General features: G+C 76.0%; 14 protein-coding genes. 9 read left to right on the top strand and 5 right to left on the bottom strand.

The features are described from left to right. The first annotated feature begins 144 nt into the window (after positions 1-144). A complete protein-coding gene (gene sigB / locus ACI79E_RS09265) occupies positions 145-1,137 on the top strand; it encodes an RNA polymerase sigma factor SigB (RefSeq protein WP_456932238.1) in 993 nt (330 codons plus the stop codon). Between the two features lie 174 nt (positions 1,138-1,311). Beyond that, complete coding sequence (locus ACI79E_RS09260) at positions 1,312-2,130, top strand: methyltransferase domain-containing protein (protein ID WP_456932237.1); 819 nt, start codon at positions 1,312-1,314, stop codon at positions 2,128-2,130. A gap of 4 nt (positions 2,131-2,134) precedes the next feature. Here the strand turns inward: ACI79E_RS09260 and ACI79E_RS09255 are convergent, their stop codons facing one another. Together ACI79E_RS09255 and ACI79E_RS09250 are read right to left on the bottom strand one after the other, a co-directional pair. Beyond that, positions 2,135-4,855 (bottom strand): bifunctional acetate--CoA ligase family protein/GNAT family N-acetyltransferase, encoded by a 2,721-nt coding sequence (locus ACI79E_RS09255; RefSeq protein WP_456932236.1) that lies wholly within the window; start codon positions 4,853-4,855, stop codon positions 2,135-2,137. After that, positions 4,848-6,029, bottom strand: a complete 1,182-nt coding sequence (locus tag ACI79E_RS09250; RefSeq protein WP_456932235.1) for an acetoin utilization protein AcuC — start codon at positions 6,027-6,029, stop codon at positions 4,848-4,850. Before ACI79E_RS09250 ends, ACI79E_RS09255 begins: the two co-directional genes overlap by 8 nt. A 161-nt stretch (positions 6,030-6,190) precedes the next feature. On the opposite strand from ACI79E_RS09250, the gene ACI79E_RS09245 reads away from it, so the two are divergent. Both ACI79E_RS09245 and ACI79E_RS09240 read left to right on the top strand, forming a co-directional pair. Beyond that, on the top strand, positions 6,191-6,898 hold the full coding sequence (locus ACI79E_RS09245; protein ID WP_456932234.1) for a metal-dependent transcriptional regulator: 708 nt from the start codon (positions 6,191-6,193) through the stop codon (positions 6,896-6,898). Positions 6,899-6,997: 99 nt separating this feature from the next. Next, the gene (locus tag ACI79E_RS09240) at positions 6,998-9,097 is read left to right on the top strand and encodes a S9 family peptidase (RefSeq protein WP_456932233.1); all 2,100 of its coding nucleotides are present in this window, start codon (positions 6,998-7,000) and stop codon (positions 9,095-9,097) included. A gap of 33 nt (positions 9,098-9,130) precedes the next feature. On the opposite strand, the gene ACI79E_RS09235 is transcribed toward ACI79E_RS09240, so the two are convergent. From ACI79E_RS09235 to ACI79E_RS09225, 3 genes are all read right to left on the bottom strand, one after another. Then, complete coding sequence (locus ACI79E_RS09235; protein ID WP_456932232.1) at positions 9,131-10,219, bottom strand: DUF4192 domain-containing protein; 1,089 nt, start codon at positions 10,217-10,219, stop codon at positions 9,131-9,133. A gap of 94 nt (positions 10,220-10,313) precedes the next feature. Then, the gene (locus ACI79E_RS09230; protein ID WP_456932231.1) at positions 10,314-11,066 is read right to left on the bottom strand and encodes a hypothetical protein; all 753 of its coding nucleotides are present in this window, start codon (positions 11,064-11,066) and stop codon (positions 10,314-10,316) included. 39 nt (positions 11,067-11,105) lie between these two features. Then, positions 11,106-11,399, bottom strand: a complete 294-nt coding sequence (locus ACI79E_RS09225; RefSeq protein WP_456932230.1) for a Dabb family protein — start codon at positions 11,397-11,399, stop codon at positions 11,106-11,108. Positions 11,400-11,486: 87 nt separating this feature from the next. Between ACI79E_RS09225 and ACI79E_RS09220 the strand changes: the two genes are divergently transcribed. The 5 genes from ACI79E_RS09220 to ACI79E_RS09200 are packed head-to-tail and all read left to right on the top strand — an operon-like array spanning position 11,487 to position 16,410. Continuing rightward, positions 11,487-12,746: a glycosyltransferase family 4 protein gene (locus tag ACI79E_RS09220; protein ID WP_456932229.1), complete on the top strand. Its 1,260-nt coding sequence runs from the start codon at positions 11,487-11,489 to the stop codon at positions 12,744-12,746. Then, positions 12,740-13,519, top strand: coding sequence for a class I SAM-dependent methyltransferase (locus tag ACI79E_RS09215; protein ID WP_456932228.1), 780 nt, complete (start codon positions 12,740-12,742; stop codon positions 13,517-13,519). The genes ACI79E_RS09220 and ACI79E_RS09215 overlap by 7 nt, the downstream gene beginning before the upstream one ends. Before the next feature lie 40 nt (positions 13,520-13,559). Next, positions 13,560-14,606 (top strand): prenyltransferase, encoded by a 1,047-nt coding sequence (locus ACI79E_RS09210; protein ID WP_456932227.1) that lies wholly within the window; start codon positions 13,560-13,562, stop codon positions 14,604-14,606. Continuing rightward, entirely contained in the window at positions 14,603-15,475 is an 873-nt protein-coding gene (locus tag ACI79E_RS09205) for a glycosyltransferase family 2 protein (protein ID WP_456932226.1), read from the top strand. Before ACI79E_RS09210 ends, ACI79E_RS09205 begins: the two co-directional genes overlap by 4 nt. Beyond that, on the top strand, positions 15,472-16,410 hold the full coding sequence (locus tag ACI79E_RS09200; RefSeq protein ID WP_456932225.1) for a glycosyltransferase family 2 protein: 939 nt from the start codon (positions 15,472-15,474) through the stop codon (positions 16,408-16,410). Before ACI79E_RS09205 ends, ACI79E_RS09200 begins: the two co-directional genes overlap by 4 nt. Positions 16,411-16,440 lie beyond the last annotated feature (30 nt).

Raw genomic sequence — 16,440 nt, 5'->3', positions numbered from 1 at the left:
TACCACAACGGACACCTGAGCGAGGGCTGCGGCCGGTTGACGACCGGACGACCGGGCCCCCACCCACGACGCCCGGACGCGCGCCGCCGCCACCGACGAACCGGCGGCACGCATCCGAACCGAAGGCAAGGACGAAGACAGATCGTGACGCTGCTGCAGTCTTCCCCCACCGACACCCTCGAGGTGCGCTCGCGCTCGACGCGCCGCGAGCCCGACACCACCGGCCTGGTCTCCACCGACCTCGTGCGGGTGTACCTCAACACCATCGGCAAGACGGCGCTGCTGACCGCCGAGCAGGAGGTCGAGCTCGCCAAGCGGATCGAGGCCGGCCTCTACGCCGAGCGGCTGCTCGCCGAGAAGCAGGGCCTCTCCCCCAGCTACCAGCGGGACTACAAGGCGCTGGCCATCGACGGCAAGGCCGCCAAGCGGCACCTGCTGGAGGCCAACCTGCGCCTGGTCGTGTCGGTCGCCAAGCGCTACACCGGCCACGGCATGACGTTCCTGGACCTCATCCAGGAAGGCAACGTCGGCCTGATCCGCGCGGTGGAGAAGTTCGACTACACCAAGGGCTTCAAGTTCTCGACGTACGCGACGTGGTGGATCCGCCAGGCCATCACCCGCGCCATGGCCGACTCCGGCCGCACCATCCGGCTGCCCGTGCACCTCGCCGAGCAGGTCAACAAGGTGGTGCGCACCCGGCGCCGGATCCACCAGGAGCTGGAGCGCGAGCCCACCCCGGAGGAGCTGGGCCTCGAGCTCGACATGACCCCGGAGCGGATCACCGAGCTGCTCGAGTACTCCCGCGACCTGGTCAGCCTCGACCAGACCGTCGGCGCCGACGAGGAGTCCCGCCTCGGTGACTTCATCGAGGACGCCGACGCCGCGGTCGCCGAGGACGCCGTCGCCTTCCAGATGATGAAGGGCGACGTGCGCAACGTGCTGTCCACGCTGGAGGACCGCGAGCGCGACGTCGTCGTCCTCCGCTTCGGCCTGGACGGCGGCCAGCCGCGGACCCTCGAGCAGATCGGCAAGCAGTTCGGCCTCTCCCGCGAGCGGGTGCGCCAGATCGAGCGCGAGACGATGGCCAAGCTCCGCGACCCGGAGCGGGCCGACGCCCTGCGGGACTACCTCGCCTGAGCGGACCCCGTTCCCCCCGCCCGCTCGGGCGAGCCTCTGGACGCAGCCGTCCGCACCACCGGGAGCCGGCCACCACGCGGTGGCCGGCTCTCGGCGTCCCCGGGTGCGGTGACCCGGTGACGGGGCGCCCCGGCGGGTGGATCCTCGGGGGTGCACCGCACCGGGGAGCGCGCCATGACGACACCGCGAGCCGCGACCGAGACCTTCCAGATCAGCGCCGAGGCGGCCGAGTTCTACGAGGCGCGCTTCGTGCCGGCGATCTTCGCGCAGTGGGCGCCGCTGCTCGCCGACCTCGCCGGCGTGCACCCCGGGCAGGACGTCCTCGACGTCGCCTGCGGCACCGGCATCGTGGCCCGCACCGTCGCCGACCGGCTCGGCGGCACCGGCCGGGTCGTCGGGGTGGACCTCAACGAGGCCATGCTGGCCGTGGCGCGCCGGGTCCGGCCCGACCTGGAGTGGCGGCGGGGGGACGCCGCCGACCTGCCGTTCCCCGACCACACCGTCGACGTGGTGCTGTGCCAGATGGCGCTGATGTTCTTCCCCGACCGGACGGCGGCGCTGCGCGAGGCGGCGCGGGTGACCCGCCCGGGCGGCGTGGTCGCCGTCTGCGTCCCTGCCGCCCTCGCCGACCAGCCCGCCTACGGGCCCTTCGTCGAGATGGCCGTGCGGCACGCCGGTCCGGAGGCCGCGGCGCTGCTCGGTGCGTACTGGGCCTGCGGTGACCTGGACCAGCTGCAGGCCACGTTCACCGGCGCCGGCCTGACGGTCACCGCCACCCGCACGCACCTGGGCACGGCGGCCTTCGACTCCGCCGACGCGCTGACCACCACCGAGGTCGAGGGGTCACCGCTGGCCCAGCGGATCACCCCCGAGGTCCACGACCGCATCCGGACCGGCGCGCGGGAGGTGCTGGCCCCCTTCACCGCACCGGACGGCACGCTGGCCGCTCCCCTGCGCTGCCACCTGGTCGCCGCCTGCACCCCGAGCGGCTGAGCGGTCACACGCCGGGGCTGCGCATGCGCCGCGGGCCGGGCTCGACGCGGGCGGTCGGCGGGCCGACCCGGACCACGGCACCGGCGACCACCAGCGAGCGCCCGCCGTGCCAGGGGTGGGGCGGGCCGACGATCACCGGTTCGAGGCGCAGCTGCAGAACTTCCGGCAGGTCGTCGGCCAGCCGCGCGACCCGCAGCAGGAGGTCCTCGAGGGCCGCGACGTCGACCGGCTCGGAGCCGCGGTAGCCGTTGAGCAGCGGCCACGCCCGCGGCGCGCGGACCAGCTCGGCGGCGTCCAGGTCGGTGAGCGGGAGGGTCCGGTACGCGCGGTCGCCGAGCAGGTCGGTGGCCACGCCGCCCAGGCCGAAGCTGACCAGCGCGCCGAAGGACGGGTCGTCGACCACCTCCACGACGGTGGCCACGCCCGGGGCGGCCATCTCCTGCACGATCACCGGGTCACCGGAGGGGATCGCGGCGAAGGCCGTGCGGACGGCGTCGGCGTCCCCCAGGTCCAGCCGCACGCCGCCGAGGTCGGAGCGGTGCCGCAGCCACGGCGCGGTCGACTTGAGCACCACCGGGTACCCGATCGCCTCCGCGGCGGTCACGGCCGCCTCCGCGTCGGTCACCGTCCGGGTGCCCAGCAGCGGCACGCCGTAGGCGGCCAGCAGCGCGATCGTCTCCTCGTCGGTGAGCGACCGGCCGCCGGGCTCGTCGGCCAGCGCCGACAGGACGACGTCGCGCCCGGCCCGCTCGTCGATCCCGTCGAGCTCGGGCACCTCACCGACCGGGCGCCGCCGCCAGCGGGCGTACTGCGCCACCTTCGCCAGCGCGATGACGGCGCGCTCCGGGGTCGAGTAGGAGGGCACCGAGCCGCGGTCCGGCGTCCCGTCGGCACCGGGGACGGCGAGCTCCGGCGGGATGCCCTCGGTGGACAGGAACGTCGCGACGACCGGCTTGCCGGCGTCCCGGGCCACCTCGCGCAGCACCCGGCCGAACTCGGTGGACCCGCGGCTCACCGGCGGCAGGAACACCGCGACCACGGCGTCCACCCCGGCGTCGTCGACGGCGTCCTGCAGGGCGGCGCGGAACTCCTCGGCCGTGCCACCGGCGCCGATGTCCGTGGGTGCCTCGCGGGCCAACGCCAGCCCCTCCTCCAGGACGGCGTCGGCGACCAGGACGCCCATCGCGGTGGAGTTGCCGACCACGGCGACCCGGTCGCCCTCCGGCAGCGGCTGGTGGGCCAGCAGGGTGCCGACGTCGAACAGCTGCGCGAGGGTGTCGACCCGGATGACGCCGGCCGAGGCGAACAGCGCTGCCACGGACTCCTCGGGCACGGCCACCGACGTCCCGGCCAGGCCCTCGGTCATGCGGACGTGGCGGCCGCTCTTCACCGCGACCACCGGCTTGCTGCGGCCCACCCGGCGGGCCAGGCGGGCGAACTTGCGCGGGTTGCCGAAGCTCTCCAGGTGCAGCATCACGACCTCGGTGCCGGGGTCGGTGGCCCAGTACTGCAGCAGGTCGTTGCCGCTGACGTCGGCGCGGTTGCCGGCCGAGACGAAGCTGGACAGGCCGATGTTGCGGGTGCGCGCCTGCTCCAACAGGGCCGACCCCAGCGCGCCGGACTGGGCGAAGAAGCCGACCCGGCCACGCCCGGGGATCCGCGGCGCCAGGCTGGCGTTGAGCCGCACGGACGTGTCGGTGTTCACGATGCCCAGGCAGTTGGGGCCGACCACCCGCATCCCGGACGCGCGCGCGGAGGCGACCAGCCGCCGCTCGGCGGTCCGCCCCTCGGGCCCGGACTCACCGAACCCCCCGGAGATCACCACCAGCCCGCGGACCCGCTTGCGCCGGCAGGCCTCCACGACCGCCGCGACCTCGTCGGCCGGCACCGCGAGCACGGCGAGGTCCACGTCGTCGGGGATCGCCTCGATGGAGGCGTACGCCGGGACCCCGCGGACGTGCCGGGCGCCGGGGTTGACCGGGTAGACCGGACCGCGGAAGCCGTAGTCGAGCAGGTGCCGCAGGACGGCGTGGCCGATCTTCTCCTCGTCGTTGCTGGCCCCCACCACGGCGACCGAGGACGGCGTGAGCAGCCGGGCGATCGACCGGGACTCGCTGCGCTGCTCCCGTTCGTAGAGCACGGCCAGCGCGGTCTCGGTCGGCGCGATCGGGAAGGTCAGGTGGACCACGCCCTCCTCGTACGTGCGCTCGGGGGTGTAGCCGGCGTCGAGGAAGACCCGCACCATCCGGTTGTTCTGCGCCAGCACCTCGGCGACGAAGCGGTCGATGCCCCGCTCGCGCGCCGCGGCGGCCAGGTGCTCGAGCAGCACCGACCCCAGGCCACGGCCCTGGTGGGCGTCCTCGATGAGGAAGGCGACCTCGGCGTCGTTGGTGCCGGGGTACCGGTCGTAGCGGCCGACGCCGATGACCTGGTCGCCGAGCACCAGTACGAAGGCCACGCGCGAGTCGTGGTCGACGTGGGTGAACCGGTGCAGGTCGCGGTCCGAGAGCCGCTTCATGGGGCCGAAGAACCGGTAGTAGCGGGTCTGGTCGGAGCTGCGGTCCATGAGCCCGACCAGGCCGTCGGCGTCCTCGGGGCAGATCGGGCGCAGGTGCAGCGTGCCGCCGTCGGCGGCGATGATGTCGGCCTCCCAGTGCGCGGGGGGCACGTGCTCGGCCTCCGCGGTCCCCACCGCGGGGGCGGTGCCGGTCTGCGGCTCAGTCACGGGGGTCGTCCGGGTCGAGGCCGAAGTAGGGGAAGGACGCCTTGCGGGTGCGGGAGACGGCGCGGTCGACGCGGGACTCGGTGAACGGGTCCCAGCGCGAGAAGCCGGTGTAGCCGCCCTCGGTCATGTGCGTGGGTGGCCGGGCCCGCAGCCCCCGGCGGACGACGTCCTCCCGCCACGACTCCGGGATCTCCGTGGCCGGGTCCAGCCGGTCGCCGCCGGCCTCGGCGATGAGGTGGGTCCAGGCGCGGGGCACGCAGCGGACCAGGCCGTACCCTCCGCCGCCGAGGGCCAGCCAGCGGCCGTCGCAGATCTCGTGGGCGAGGTCGTGCAGCGCCCGGTAGCTGGCCCGCTGCCCGTCGACGGTGAGCGACAGGTCGGCGAGGGGGTCCTCGTGGTGGGCGTCGCAGCCGCACTGGGTCACGAGGATCTCCGGCTGGAAGGCCCGGAGCACGCTGGGCACGACGGCGTGGAAGGCGCGCAGCCAGCCGGAGTCGTCGGTGCCGTTGGGCAGGGCGAGGTTGACCGCGCTGCCCAGGGCGGTGGTGGGGTCACCGGTCTCCTCGGGGTAACCGGTGCCCGGGAAGAGGGTCAGCGGCGTCTGGTGGACGCTGACGGTCAGCACCCGGGGGTCGTCGTAGAAGGCGGCCTGCACGCCGTCCCCGTGGTGGACGTCGACGTCGACGTAGGCGATCCGCTGGTGACCCTGGGCGAGCAGCCAGGCGATGGCGACCGCGGCGTCGTTGAAGACGCAGAAGCCCGAGGCGCGGTCGCGCATGGCGTGGTGCAGGCCGCCGGAGATGTTGACCGCGTGCTGGGCGGTACCGGCGTGCACCTGCTGGGCGGCGAGCACGCTCCCGCCGGTGATCAGCGCGGCGGCCTCGTACATGCCGTCGAAGATCGGGTTGTCCGGCGTGCCCAGCCCGAACCCGACGTCGGGCTCGGCCGGGGCGCGCCGCACCGCCTCGAGGTAGGCGGGGTCGTGGACGAGGGTGAGCAGGTCGACGTCGGCGGTGGCCGGCTGCAGGACCGTCAGCCGGTCGGAGGCCAGGACGCCGAGGGAGTCGGCCAGCCGCATGGTGAGGTCCAGCCGGACGGGGTGCAGGGGGTGGTCCCCGCCCATCGTGTAGCCGAGCAGCGCGTCGTCCCAGACGACCGCAACGGAGTCACTCACCGGCTCTCCTCGCTGGCGCGGGACGAGAGGGGCCGTCGACGCCCCCGCTTGCGGTGCGACGCTACCGCCGGGACCCCGCTCCCGGCCCTCCGGCGAGCCGCCGCGTGACCCGGCCCACGGGCGTTCCCCCCGTACCATCGGGGTCGACACGGAGGAGACCTGTGAACGACCTCATCGACACCACCGAGATGTACCTCCGGACGATCTTCGAGCTGGAGGAGGAGGGGATCGTCCCCCTCCGCGCCCGTATCGCGGAGCGGCTGCACCAGAGCGGCCCCACGGTCAGCCAGACGGTCGCCCGGATGGAGCGCGACGGTCTGCTGACCGTCGAGGGCGACCGGCACCTGCAGCTGTCCGACCAGGGCCGGCAGCTGGCCACCGCCGTCATGCGCAAGCACCGCCTCGCCGAGTGCCTGCTCGTCGACGTGATCGGCCTGGACTACGCCGACGTCCACGAGGAGGCGTGCCGCTGGGAGCACGTCATGAGCGAGGCCGTCGAGCGCAAGCTGCTGACGCTGCTGGGCAACCCGACGGTCTCGCCGTTCGGCAACCCCATCCCCGGGCTGGACGCACTGGGGGGTGAGACTTCCGCGGTGCTCGACTCGCTGACCCTGCTGTCCACCACGGCCACCCCCGAGGGGCGCCGCGTGGAGATCAAGCGGATCAGCGAGCAGCTGCAGGAGGACAACGAGCTCATGCGCTCGCTCGCCGACCAGGGCCTGCGGCCCGGCGCGACCGTGGTGGCCCAGCTGGTGGCCGGCACGGTGAGCGTGGACGGCGAGGTGCTGCCCGCCGGCGTTGCCCAGCACGTGTTCGTCAGCGCCCTGGACGAGGAGCTCACCCCGGTCGAGGCCGCCCCCCGGCTCTGAGCCGGGCGCGGGCCCGGCCCGCGACGCGGGGACGGCGCAGCGGTCGGGCTCACTACGGTGGGCCCGACCGCTCCGACCGGACACGAGAGAAGGCCCCGCGTGAGCCAGCCTCCCGCCGCGACCGACCCGTCCACCCCCGCCGGGGACGCCGCCACCCGGGGCACCTCGCCGTTCGCCGACCTCGCCGCCTTCGTCGCGCTGCCGCGGCTGACCGGGCTGGCGCTCTCGCCCGACGGCCGGCGGCTGGCCGTCTCGGTGCAGACCCTCGCCCCCGAGCGCACGACGTGGCACTCGGCGCTGTGGGAGGTCGACCCGGAGGGACGGCGCCCGGCCCGCCGGCTCACCCGCAGCGCCCCCGGGGAGTCCTCCCCGGTCTTCGCACCCGACGGGTCGCTGCTGTTCACCTCCGCCCGCCCCGATCCCGACGCCAAGCCGAACGGCGAGGACCCCAGGCCCGCGCTCTGGAGCCTGCCCGCCGACGGCGGCGAGGCCCGGCCGGTGGTGGTCCACCCCGGGGGCATCGGCGGCGTCGCGGTGGCCGCGGACTCCGGTGACGTGGTGGTCGTGGCCTCGGCGATGCCCGGCGCCGCGGATGCCGAGGCCGACGCCGAGCGCCGCAAGCAGCGCAAGGAGGCCGGGGTCAGCGCGATCCTGCACGAGGCCTACCCCGTCCGGCACTGGGACGCCGACCTCGGGCCGGCCGCTCCGCACCTGTTCTGGGCCGGCCGTCCGGCCGGGGAGCCGCCCGCCGGCGTCGCCGCTGAGCCGCTCTCCCTGCGTGACCTGACCCCCGACGTCGTCCCGCCCGACGAGGCCGGGGACTCCCCCGCGCTCTCCCCCGACGGCACGCTGGTGGTCCGCGTCGAGCCGGTGCCCAACGGTCCGGCCGGCCGCCGCGACCGGCTGGTGGTGGTGGAGACCGCCAGCGGCGCGGCGCGCGTGCTGGTCGACGACCCGCTGGCCGACGTCCACTCCGCCCGCTTCTCCCCCGACGGCACCGCGGTGGTGTGCGTGCGGGAGACGCTGCCGACGTACGAGGAGGCGCCGGACTACACGCTCCTGCACGTCGACGTCGCGACCGGTGCGGTCCGCGACCTCACCCCCGACCTCGACCGCTGGCCCAGCGCCCCGCAGTTCGCCGCGGACGGCGCGGCGGTGTACTTCCTCGCCGACGACGACGGCCGGCACGCGGTGTTCCGCGTACCGCTGGACGGCGGGACGCCCGTGCGGCTCACCACGGACGGCGCCTACAGCGACCTGCAGGTCGCGCGGGACGGGAGCGCCCTGTACGCCCTGCGCTCGGCGTACGACGAGCCACCGGCACCCGTCCGGCTGGACCCGGAGGCCCCCGGCCAGCACCCGGCGCCGCTGCCCAACCCCGGGACCCTCGACGCCCTGCCCGGCACCCTGCACGAGGTGACGGCGACCGCCGCCGACGGCACCCGGGTGCAGTCGTGGCTGGTGCTGCCCGAGGGCGCGTCGGCCGACCGCCCGGCGCCCCTGCTGCTGTGGATCCACGGCGGCCCGCTGATGAGCTGGAACTCGTGGTCGTGGCGCTGGTGCCCCTGGGTGATGGCTGCCCGGGGCTACGCCGTCCTGCTGCCGAACCCGGCCCTGTCCCAGGGCTTCGGCCAGGAGTTCGTGCGCCGCGGCTGGGGCGCCTGGGGGGAGGCGCCCTACACCGACCTCATGGCGGCCGTCGAAGCGGCCGAGCAGCGACCGGAGGTCGACGCCACCCGCACCGCGGCGATGGGCGGCTCCTTCGGCGGCTACATGGCCAACTGGGTGGCGACCCAGACCGACCGGTTCCGGGCGATCGTCACCCACGCCAGCCTGTGGCACATGGACTCCTTCGTCGGCACCACCGACGCGGCGTACTTCTGGGAGCAGGAGTGGGGCGACCCGCTGCAGCGACCCAAGCGCTACGAGCAGAACTCGCCGCACCGGTTCGCCGACGCCATCCGGACGCCGATGCTGGTCATCCACGGCGACCGCGACTACCGGGTGCCGATCGGGGAGGCCCTGCGCCTCTGGTACGACCTGCAGAAGCGGGGCGTGCCGTCGAAGTTCCTGTACTTCCCCGACGAGAACCACTGGGTGCTGACGCCGGGCAACTCGCGGATCTGGTACGAGGCGGTGCTGGCCTTCCTCGCCGAGCACGTGCTCGGCGAGGAGTGGCAGCGACCGGAGCTGCTCTGAGGGAGGACGACGTCCGGAACGGCCGGCACCCGGTCACCCGGCGGCCCAGACCTCGCCGGGCTCCTCGGCGGTCGCGGTGATCATCTCCCGGAGCTGGGCCGGGGGCAGGCAGGCGGCCAGCCCCTCGGCCAGCAGCCGGGCGAAGGTGTAGGTCGGCCGGCTCGCCAGTGCCCGCTCCAGTGCCACGTTGGCCATGGCGTCGTCCCCGCGCAGCCACGCGCTCACCGCGAGGAGGGTGGCCGGTGGGGCGTCGAGCGGGACCGGTGCCCGGCGGGTGCACTCGGTCCACAGCGCCTCGGCCGCGGCGGCGTCGTCCCCCAGTGCCAGGGTGAGCGCGCGGTCGCGCACCCGGACGTCGGTCAGCGCCCACAGCACCCGTGCGACGTCCCGGTCCGAGGGCCGGCCGCCGCCGTCGGCGCCCGGCCGGCAGCGGCCCAGCACGCCGACGACGGTCTCCCACGAGCGGCGGGCCGCGGCGTCGCGGTCGGCCGACGCCGACCGAGCGGCGCGCTCCCCCAGCTGCCAGGTGAGGGCCTCCACCGCTGCGGCGGCCGCGTCGTCGACCCGGGCGATCCGGGCCTCCAGCGCCGCGCGGTCCCGCTCGACCACCACGCCGCCGGCCACGGAGGCGACCGCCAGCTCCGAGACCCCGGCCGGCAGCGGCGTCCCGGCGCCGGGGGCGCAGCAGGGGTCCGGGCAGTCGTAGGACCACCACCGGCCGCGGCGGACCAGCACCGTGTCGACCACGGGGACGCCGAGCTCGGTCAGCGCCACCACCGCGTCGTGCACGACGTCGCGGTGCGGCAACCCGGCCACGACCTCACCGGAGGGCTGCCCGGGGAGTGGTTCGAGGTCGTCCGGGGACTCGGAGACCACCGCGACGACCACCCCCGAGGGGTCGTCGGTGGCGACGCTGCGGGCGAGCAGCCGGGCCGCCGGGGCCGATGCCGCCCGCGACGGGAGGTCGGCGCGCACGGTGAGCCCCACCCTGCGGCCGCTGGGCCCGCCGAGGCCGACCAGCAGCACCGACTCGTGCGGGTGGAAACCGATCAGGTGGGGCAGCGCCGCGGCGATCCCGCCGATGTCGGAGATGCGCACCTCGGGGCGTGGGGTGTCGTCCATGCCCCGACCCTCGTGGCGGGACGGGCCTGGCTGGGCGTCGGCGCGGGACCTGTGGACCGCGGCCGGGCCTGTGGAGGGCGCCGGCCGGGATGTCTCAGCCCAGTGCCTCGGCCTGCACCCGGTGGGCCTCCGCCAGCCGGTCGGCGAACGCCTGCGCGTCGAGCGCGCCGCCCTCCCGCGTGGTCGTCGCCAGGGCCATCACCCGGTCGCCGTCCTGCACCAGGGCGACGAGGGCGGGCGCGGTCACCCGGCGGCCGTCGGGTGCGGTGGCGTCGACGGTGAGGGCGACCTCCACGGCGGCGTCCCCGAGCTGCGGCTCGCGGACCTCGCCGACGGTGACGGTCCCCGCCCCGCGCCCCGGGACGCTGCCCGACGCCGTCCGGCAGTCGTCGAGCGCCCCGGTGACCGTGGCGACGACGTCCTGGGCGGCCGGGCCGGAGACCAGCCCCTGCACCGTGGCCTGCGCGCCCTCCAGGACCGCCTGGCCGGCGACGTCGTCGACGCCCGCAGCGACGGCGGCCCGCACCTGGGCCAGCAGGTCGGCACAGCCGCCCAGGTCGAGCTCGGTGCCGGGCGGCACGCCCCCTGCGTCGGGGCCGCCGGCCGAGTGCAGCAGCTCCTCGGTCAGCGGCAGCACCGTGGCGCCGGGCGCGAACGCCGACGCCGGCAGCAGCCCCGCGGACAGGTCGACCGCCGGGTCCGCCGTCGCCGCGGCCGGCGCGGCGGCGGCGCCCGTCGCCGCGGCCTCCTCGACCACCGCACCCTGCCCGCAGCCGGCCAGGACACCCCCGGCGACGAGCCCCGTGGCGAGGACGGCGATCCGGTGGGAACGGCGGGCACCCCTCATGCCCCGACGGTAACCCCTGCAGGGGCGGCCGCAGCGGGTTCAGACCTCGTACTGGGCCACGGTCCGCGAGGCGAGGAACGGGGTCACGTGCTCGGCGACGACCTGCAGGTGCACCGGGTGCTCGGCGTAGCGCCGCCAGGCCTCGACGTCGGGGAAGTCGGCGACCAGCGCGGTGTGCGCGTTGCCCTCCCGCAGCCCGGCGTCGGGCCCGACGTCGAAGGCGGTCATCCCGCCCACCTCCTCGGGCAGCCGCCGCAGCGCGGCCAGGGTGGTGGCCCGGCGCTCGGGGTCGGTGTCGTCGGACCAGGTGAAGAGCACGACGTGGCGCAGCATGGCCCCACCCTGTCAGCAACGGACCGCCGTCCGCAGCCGGGGCTACCGGAACCGGCGCGTCACACGTGGAAGTTAGAGTCGCCGACCATGGGACGGTCGTTGCGCGTCGCACTGCTGTCCTACCGGAGCAAGCCGCACAGCGGCGGCCAGGGCGTCTACGTCCGCGCGCTCTCCCGCGAGCTCACCGCCCTCGGCCACGCCGTCACGGTGTTCAGCGGCCCGCCCTACCCGGAGCTGGACGACGGCGTACCGCTGGAGCAGGTGCCCAGCCTCGACCTCTACCGCGAGCCCGACCCGTTCCGCACCCCGCGGCCCAGCGAGTTCCGCGACTGGGTGGACCTCACCGAGTGGGCCCTGATGTGCACCGCCGGGTTCCCCGAGCCGCTGACCTTCAGCCTGCGCGCGGCGCGGGAGCTGCTGCCCCGGGCCACGGAGTTCGACGTCGTCCACGACAACCAGAGCCTGGGTCTGGGTCTGCTGCGGCTGGTCCGCGCGGGCGTGCCGACGGTGGCCACCGTGCACCACCCGGTCGCCATCGACCGCGCGCTGGAGCTGGCCGCCGCCCCCTCCCTCCGCCGCCGGCTGACGCTGCGCCGCTGGTACGCGTTCACCGGCATGCAGGCGCGCGTGGCGCCGCGGCTGGACGGTGTCACCACCGTCTCGGAGAACTCGCGCCGCGACATCGAGACCCACCTGGGTGTGCCCGCTGCCGGCGTCGAGGTGATCCCGGTGGGCATCGACCCCGACGTCTTCACCCCGCCGCCACCCGGACGCGCACGCGACCGCCGGTCGATCGTGGTCACCACCAGCGCCGACGTGCCGCTCAAGGGCCTGGTGCACCTGCTGGAGGCGGTGGCGAAGCTGCGCACCGAGCGGCCGGTGCGGCTGACCGTCGTCGGCACCGCGCGGCCGGGCGGGCCGGCCGACGCGGCGCTGGACCGGCTGGGCCTGCGCGACGCCGTCCGCTTCACCGGCCCCCTGCCGGAGGCCGACCTGGTGGCGCTGCTGCAGGGTGCCGCCGTCGTGGCCATCCCCTCGCTGTACGAGGGCTTCTCCCTCCCCGCGATCGAGGCGATGGCCTGCGGCACGCCACTGGTCACCACCGACGCCGGGGCGCTGCCCGAGGTCGTCGGCAGCAAGGCCGGTCTGCGGGTGCCCGCCGGCGACGTCGGGGAGCTCACCGCGGCGCTGCAGCTGGTCCTCGACTCGCCGTCCCTCGGCGAGCAGCTGGGCCGGGCCGGCCGGCGCCGGGTGCTGGCGTCCTACACCTGGCGGGCCACCGCCGAGCGGACGGCGGAGTGGTACGCGCAGGTGCTGGAGCGAAAGGGACGGGGGACCCCGTGCTGACCGTCGACTACGACCGGCTCGACCTGCGGCCGGGCATGACCGTGCTCGACCTGGGGTGCGGCGAGGGCCGGCACGCGTTCGAGGCCTACCGCCGGGGCGGGCGGGTGGTCGCGGTCGACTGGGGCGTCCCCGAGGTGGAGACGACGAAGCGCTGGCTGGGCGCCATCGCCGAGGGCGGTGAGGCCCCGGACGGCGCTCGGTACGAGGTGGTCCGTGGCGACCTCCGCGCCCTCCCCGTGCCCGACGCCAGCGTGGACCGGGTGATCGCCTCCGAGGTGCTCGAGCACATCCCCGACGACGTCACGGCGATGGCGGAGATCGCCCGCGTGCTCAAGCCCGGCGGGCGGGTCGCGGTCACCGTTCCCCGCTACCTCCCGGAGCGGGTCTGCTGGGCGCTGTCGGACGCCTACCACGCCAACGAGGGCGGACACGTCCGCATCTACCGCGGCGACGTGCTGCGCACCCGGCTCGCCGCCGCGGGCCTGGTGCCCGGCGGTCAGCACCACGCGCACGCGCTGCACGCACCGTTCTGGTGGCTCAGGTGCGCGGTCGGGGTCGACCGCGACACCGCCGCCGTCCGTGCCTACCACCGGCTGCTGGTGTGGGACCTGACGCAGCGGCCGTGGGTGACCCGCACGGCGGAGCGGCTGCTGGACCCGCTGCTCGGCAAGAGCCTGGTCGTCTACGCGGACAAGCCCGTCACCGGTGCGGACGAGCCGTCGGCCGCCCCCGCCGCGCGGACGGGGACCGAGCGGGAGCGGACCGCTGTCTGAGCTGCTGCCGGAGCTCCCGGGGGTGCTGAGCGGGGAGCAGGTGCGCGCGACGGTGGCGGCGATCGCCGCGGAGCAGGACGCCGACGGCGCGCTCCCGTGGTTCCGCGGCGGCCAGCTGGACCCGTGGGACTCCGTGGAGGCCGCGATGGCCCTCGACGTCGGCGGCGAGCACGACCGGGCCCGGGCCGCCTACCGGTGGCTGGCCGGCCGGCAGAGGCCCGACGGGTCGTGGGCCGCCGAGTACCGGGCCGGCGCGGAGACCGCTCCGTTCGCCGAGAGCAACCACGCCGGCTACCTCGCCGTCGGCGTGTGGCACAGCTGGCTGTGCACCGGGGACGAGGAGCTGGTCACGGAGCTGTGGCCGGTGGTCCGCCGCGGGCTGGACCTGGTCACGCGCATGCAGCTGCCGGGCGGGGCGGTCGGTTGGGCGGTGCGCCCGGACGGCACGCCGGACGACACCGCACTGCTGACCGGGAACGCCAGCCTCTTCCAGGCGCTGCGCTGCGGGGTGGCGCTGGCCGCCCTCGCCGGGGAGCCGCAGCCGGACTGGGAGCTGGCCGCCGACGACCTCGGCACGGCCCTGCGCACCCGCCCGGAGGCGTTCGCCGACCGCTCCCGCTACTCGATGGACTGGTACTACCCCGTCCTCGGCGGCGCCGTGACCGGGCCCGCGGCCACCGCGCGGCTGGCCGCCGACTGGGACCGCTTCGTCGTCCCCGGCCTCGGCGTCCGGTGCGTCACCGACCGCCCGTGGGTGACCGGCGCGGAGACCTGCGAGCTGGCGCTGGCACTGGCCGCCGCCGGGCAGCGGGACGCCGCGGTCGAGCAGGTGGCCGCCATGCAGCACCTGCGCCACGACGACGGCTCCTACTGGACCGGCTTCGTCTACCCCGACGACGCCCGCTGGCCGGTCGAGCGGACCACCTGGACGGCGGCGGCGGTGGTCCTCGCCGCGGACGCGCTGGCCGGCGCCACGCCGGCGTGCGGGCTGTTCCCCGACCCGGGCGCGCTGCCGGCGGTCGGCACGGACGTGTCACAGGGCGCGGTGGATTGGCTGGCGGGGGGCGCGGGCACGGTGCTGTCGTGACCCCGCCCGACACCTCCGCCCACCCCGGACCGCCCGTCACGGTCGTGGTGGCCAGCCGCAACCGCCGTGAGGACCTCCTCGCCTCGCTCCCCCGCCACGAGGCGCCGGTGGTGCTGGTCGACAACGGCTCCACCGACGGCACCGTGGACGCCGTCCGGGCGGCGCACCCCGAGGTGACGGTGCTGCCCCTGGAGCGCAACCTCGGCGCCCGGGCCCGCACTCTGGGCGCCCAGCAGGCCGGCACCCCCTTCGTCGCGTTCGCCGACGACGACTCGTGGTGGGCGCCCGGCGACCTGGCGCGGGCGGTGGAGATCATGCGCGCGCACCCGAGGCTGGCGCTGCTCAACGCCCGCATCCTGGTCGGCCCGGAGGAGCGGCTGGACCCCGTCTGCGCCGAGATGGCCGACAGCCCGCTGGGCACCGCCCCCGACCTGCCCGGCCCCTCGCTGCTGGGCTTCGTCGCCTGCGCGGCACTGGTGCGCACGGAGGCGTTCGCCGCCGTCGGCGGGTTCGACGCGGTGGTCCGCTTCCCCGGCGAGGAGGAGCGGGTGGCCCTCGACCTCGCCGCCGCCGGCTGGGGGCTCGCCTACGTCGACGAGGTCACCATCCACCACCACCCGTCCCCGCGACGGGACGCCCCGGCCCGCCGGCAGGCCGCGATCTGGCGCAGCCGGGTGCTCACCGCCGTCATGCGCCACCCCCTCCCGGCACTGCCGCCGCTGCTCGTCTCCGCCGTCCGGGCCGGACGCCCGGGGCTGCGGGGGCTGCTGCGCGCCGTCCCCGACGTGCCGGCTGCCGTGCGAGGGCGCCGCCGGGTGCCCGACGAGGTCTGGTCCGACGTCCGGCTGCTCGCCGGCGACGCGGCGTGACGGCCACCGAGGCCGCGCCCGGGCCGCTGCAGGAGGGCCGGCCCGATCCGCGGGTCGCCGTCGTCGTCATCACCCACCAGCGCCGCGGCGAGGTGCTGCAGGCGCTGGCGCGGCTGCGCGCGCTGCCCGAGCAGCCGCACGTGGTCGTGGTGGACAACGGCTCGACCGACGGGACGGCGGCGGCGGTCGCCGAGCGGTTCCCCGAGGTGGAGCTGGTCGCCAGCCCGGAGAACCTGGGTGCGGTGGGCCGCAACGTCGGCGTCGCCCGGGTGAGCACCCCCTACGTGGCCTTCTGCGACGACGACACCTGGTGGGACCCCGGCTCGCTGCGCGCCGCGGCCGACGCCCTGGACGCCCACCCGCGACTGGCCGTCGTCACCGCGCGGATCCTCGTCGAGCCGGGCGGCCGCGAGGACCCGATCGTCCCGGAGCTGCGCGACTCCCCCGTCCGGGGCGCGGACTGGCTGCCCGGTCCGGCGCTGGGTTCCTTCCTCGCGGGCGCGTCGGTCCTCCGCCGGGAGGCCTTCGACGAGGTCGGCGGCTTCTGCGAGCGGCTGTGGCTCGGTGGGGAGGAGGAGCTCATGGCCGGTGACCTAGCCGCCCGCGGCTGGGAGCTGTGCTACCTGCCGGAGCTGACCGTGCACCACCAGGCGAGCACCGCCCGGGACCCGCACAAGCGCCGCCGCGACGGCATCCGCAACACCCTCTGGACGACGTGGCTGCGCCGCCCGCTGCGCCCGGCCCTGCGCCGCACCGGCCACCTGCTGCGCACGATCCCGCGGGACCGGCTGAGCCTGCTCGGTGTGCTGGACGCGCTGCGCGGCCTGCCCTGGGTGCTGCGGGAGCGCCGGGTGCTGCCGGCGCACGCCGAGGCCCGCTTCGCCGCGCTCGAGGAGGCGCAGCGCACCTCGACCGCCCGCCGCTACGTGAGCTGAGAAGGCCCCGTCGCCCGGACGACGACGTGT

The sequence above is a fragment of the Geodermatophilus sp. SYSU D00079 genome (assembly GCF_054050635.1).
Note: the sequence above shows the minus strand (reverse complement) of the source record. Positions and strands in the feature narration are given on the sequence as shown.

What these genes read in the sequence shown, in the direction of transcription:
- ACI79E_RS09260 (WP_456932237.1), top strand. Translation starts at nt 1,312, where the DNA reads ATGACGACACCGCGAGCCGCGACCGAGACCTTCCAGATCAGCGCCGAG.
- ACI79E_RS09235 (WP_456932232.1), bottom strand. Translation starts at nt 10,219, where the DNA reads ATGGACGACACCCCACGCCCCGAGGTGCGCATCTCCGACATCGGCGGG.
- ACI79E_RS09230 (WP_456932231.1), bottom strand. Translation starts at nt 11,066, where the DNA reads ATGAGGGGTGCCCGCCGTTCCCACCGGATCGCCGTCCTCGCCACGGGG.
- ACI79E_RS09225 (WP_456932230.1), bottom strand. Translation starts at nt 11,399, where the DNA reads ATGCTGCGCCACGTCGTGCTCTTCACCTGGTCCGACGACACCGACCCC.
- ACI79E_RS09220 (WP_456932229.1), top strand. Translation starts at nt 11,487, where the DNA reads ATGGGACGGTCGTTGCGCGTCGCACTGCTGTCCTACCGGAGCAAGCCG.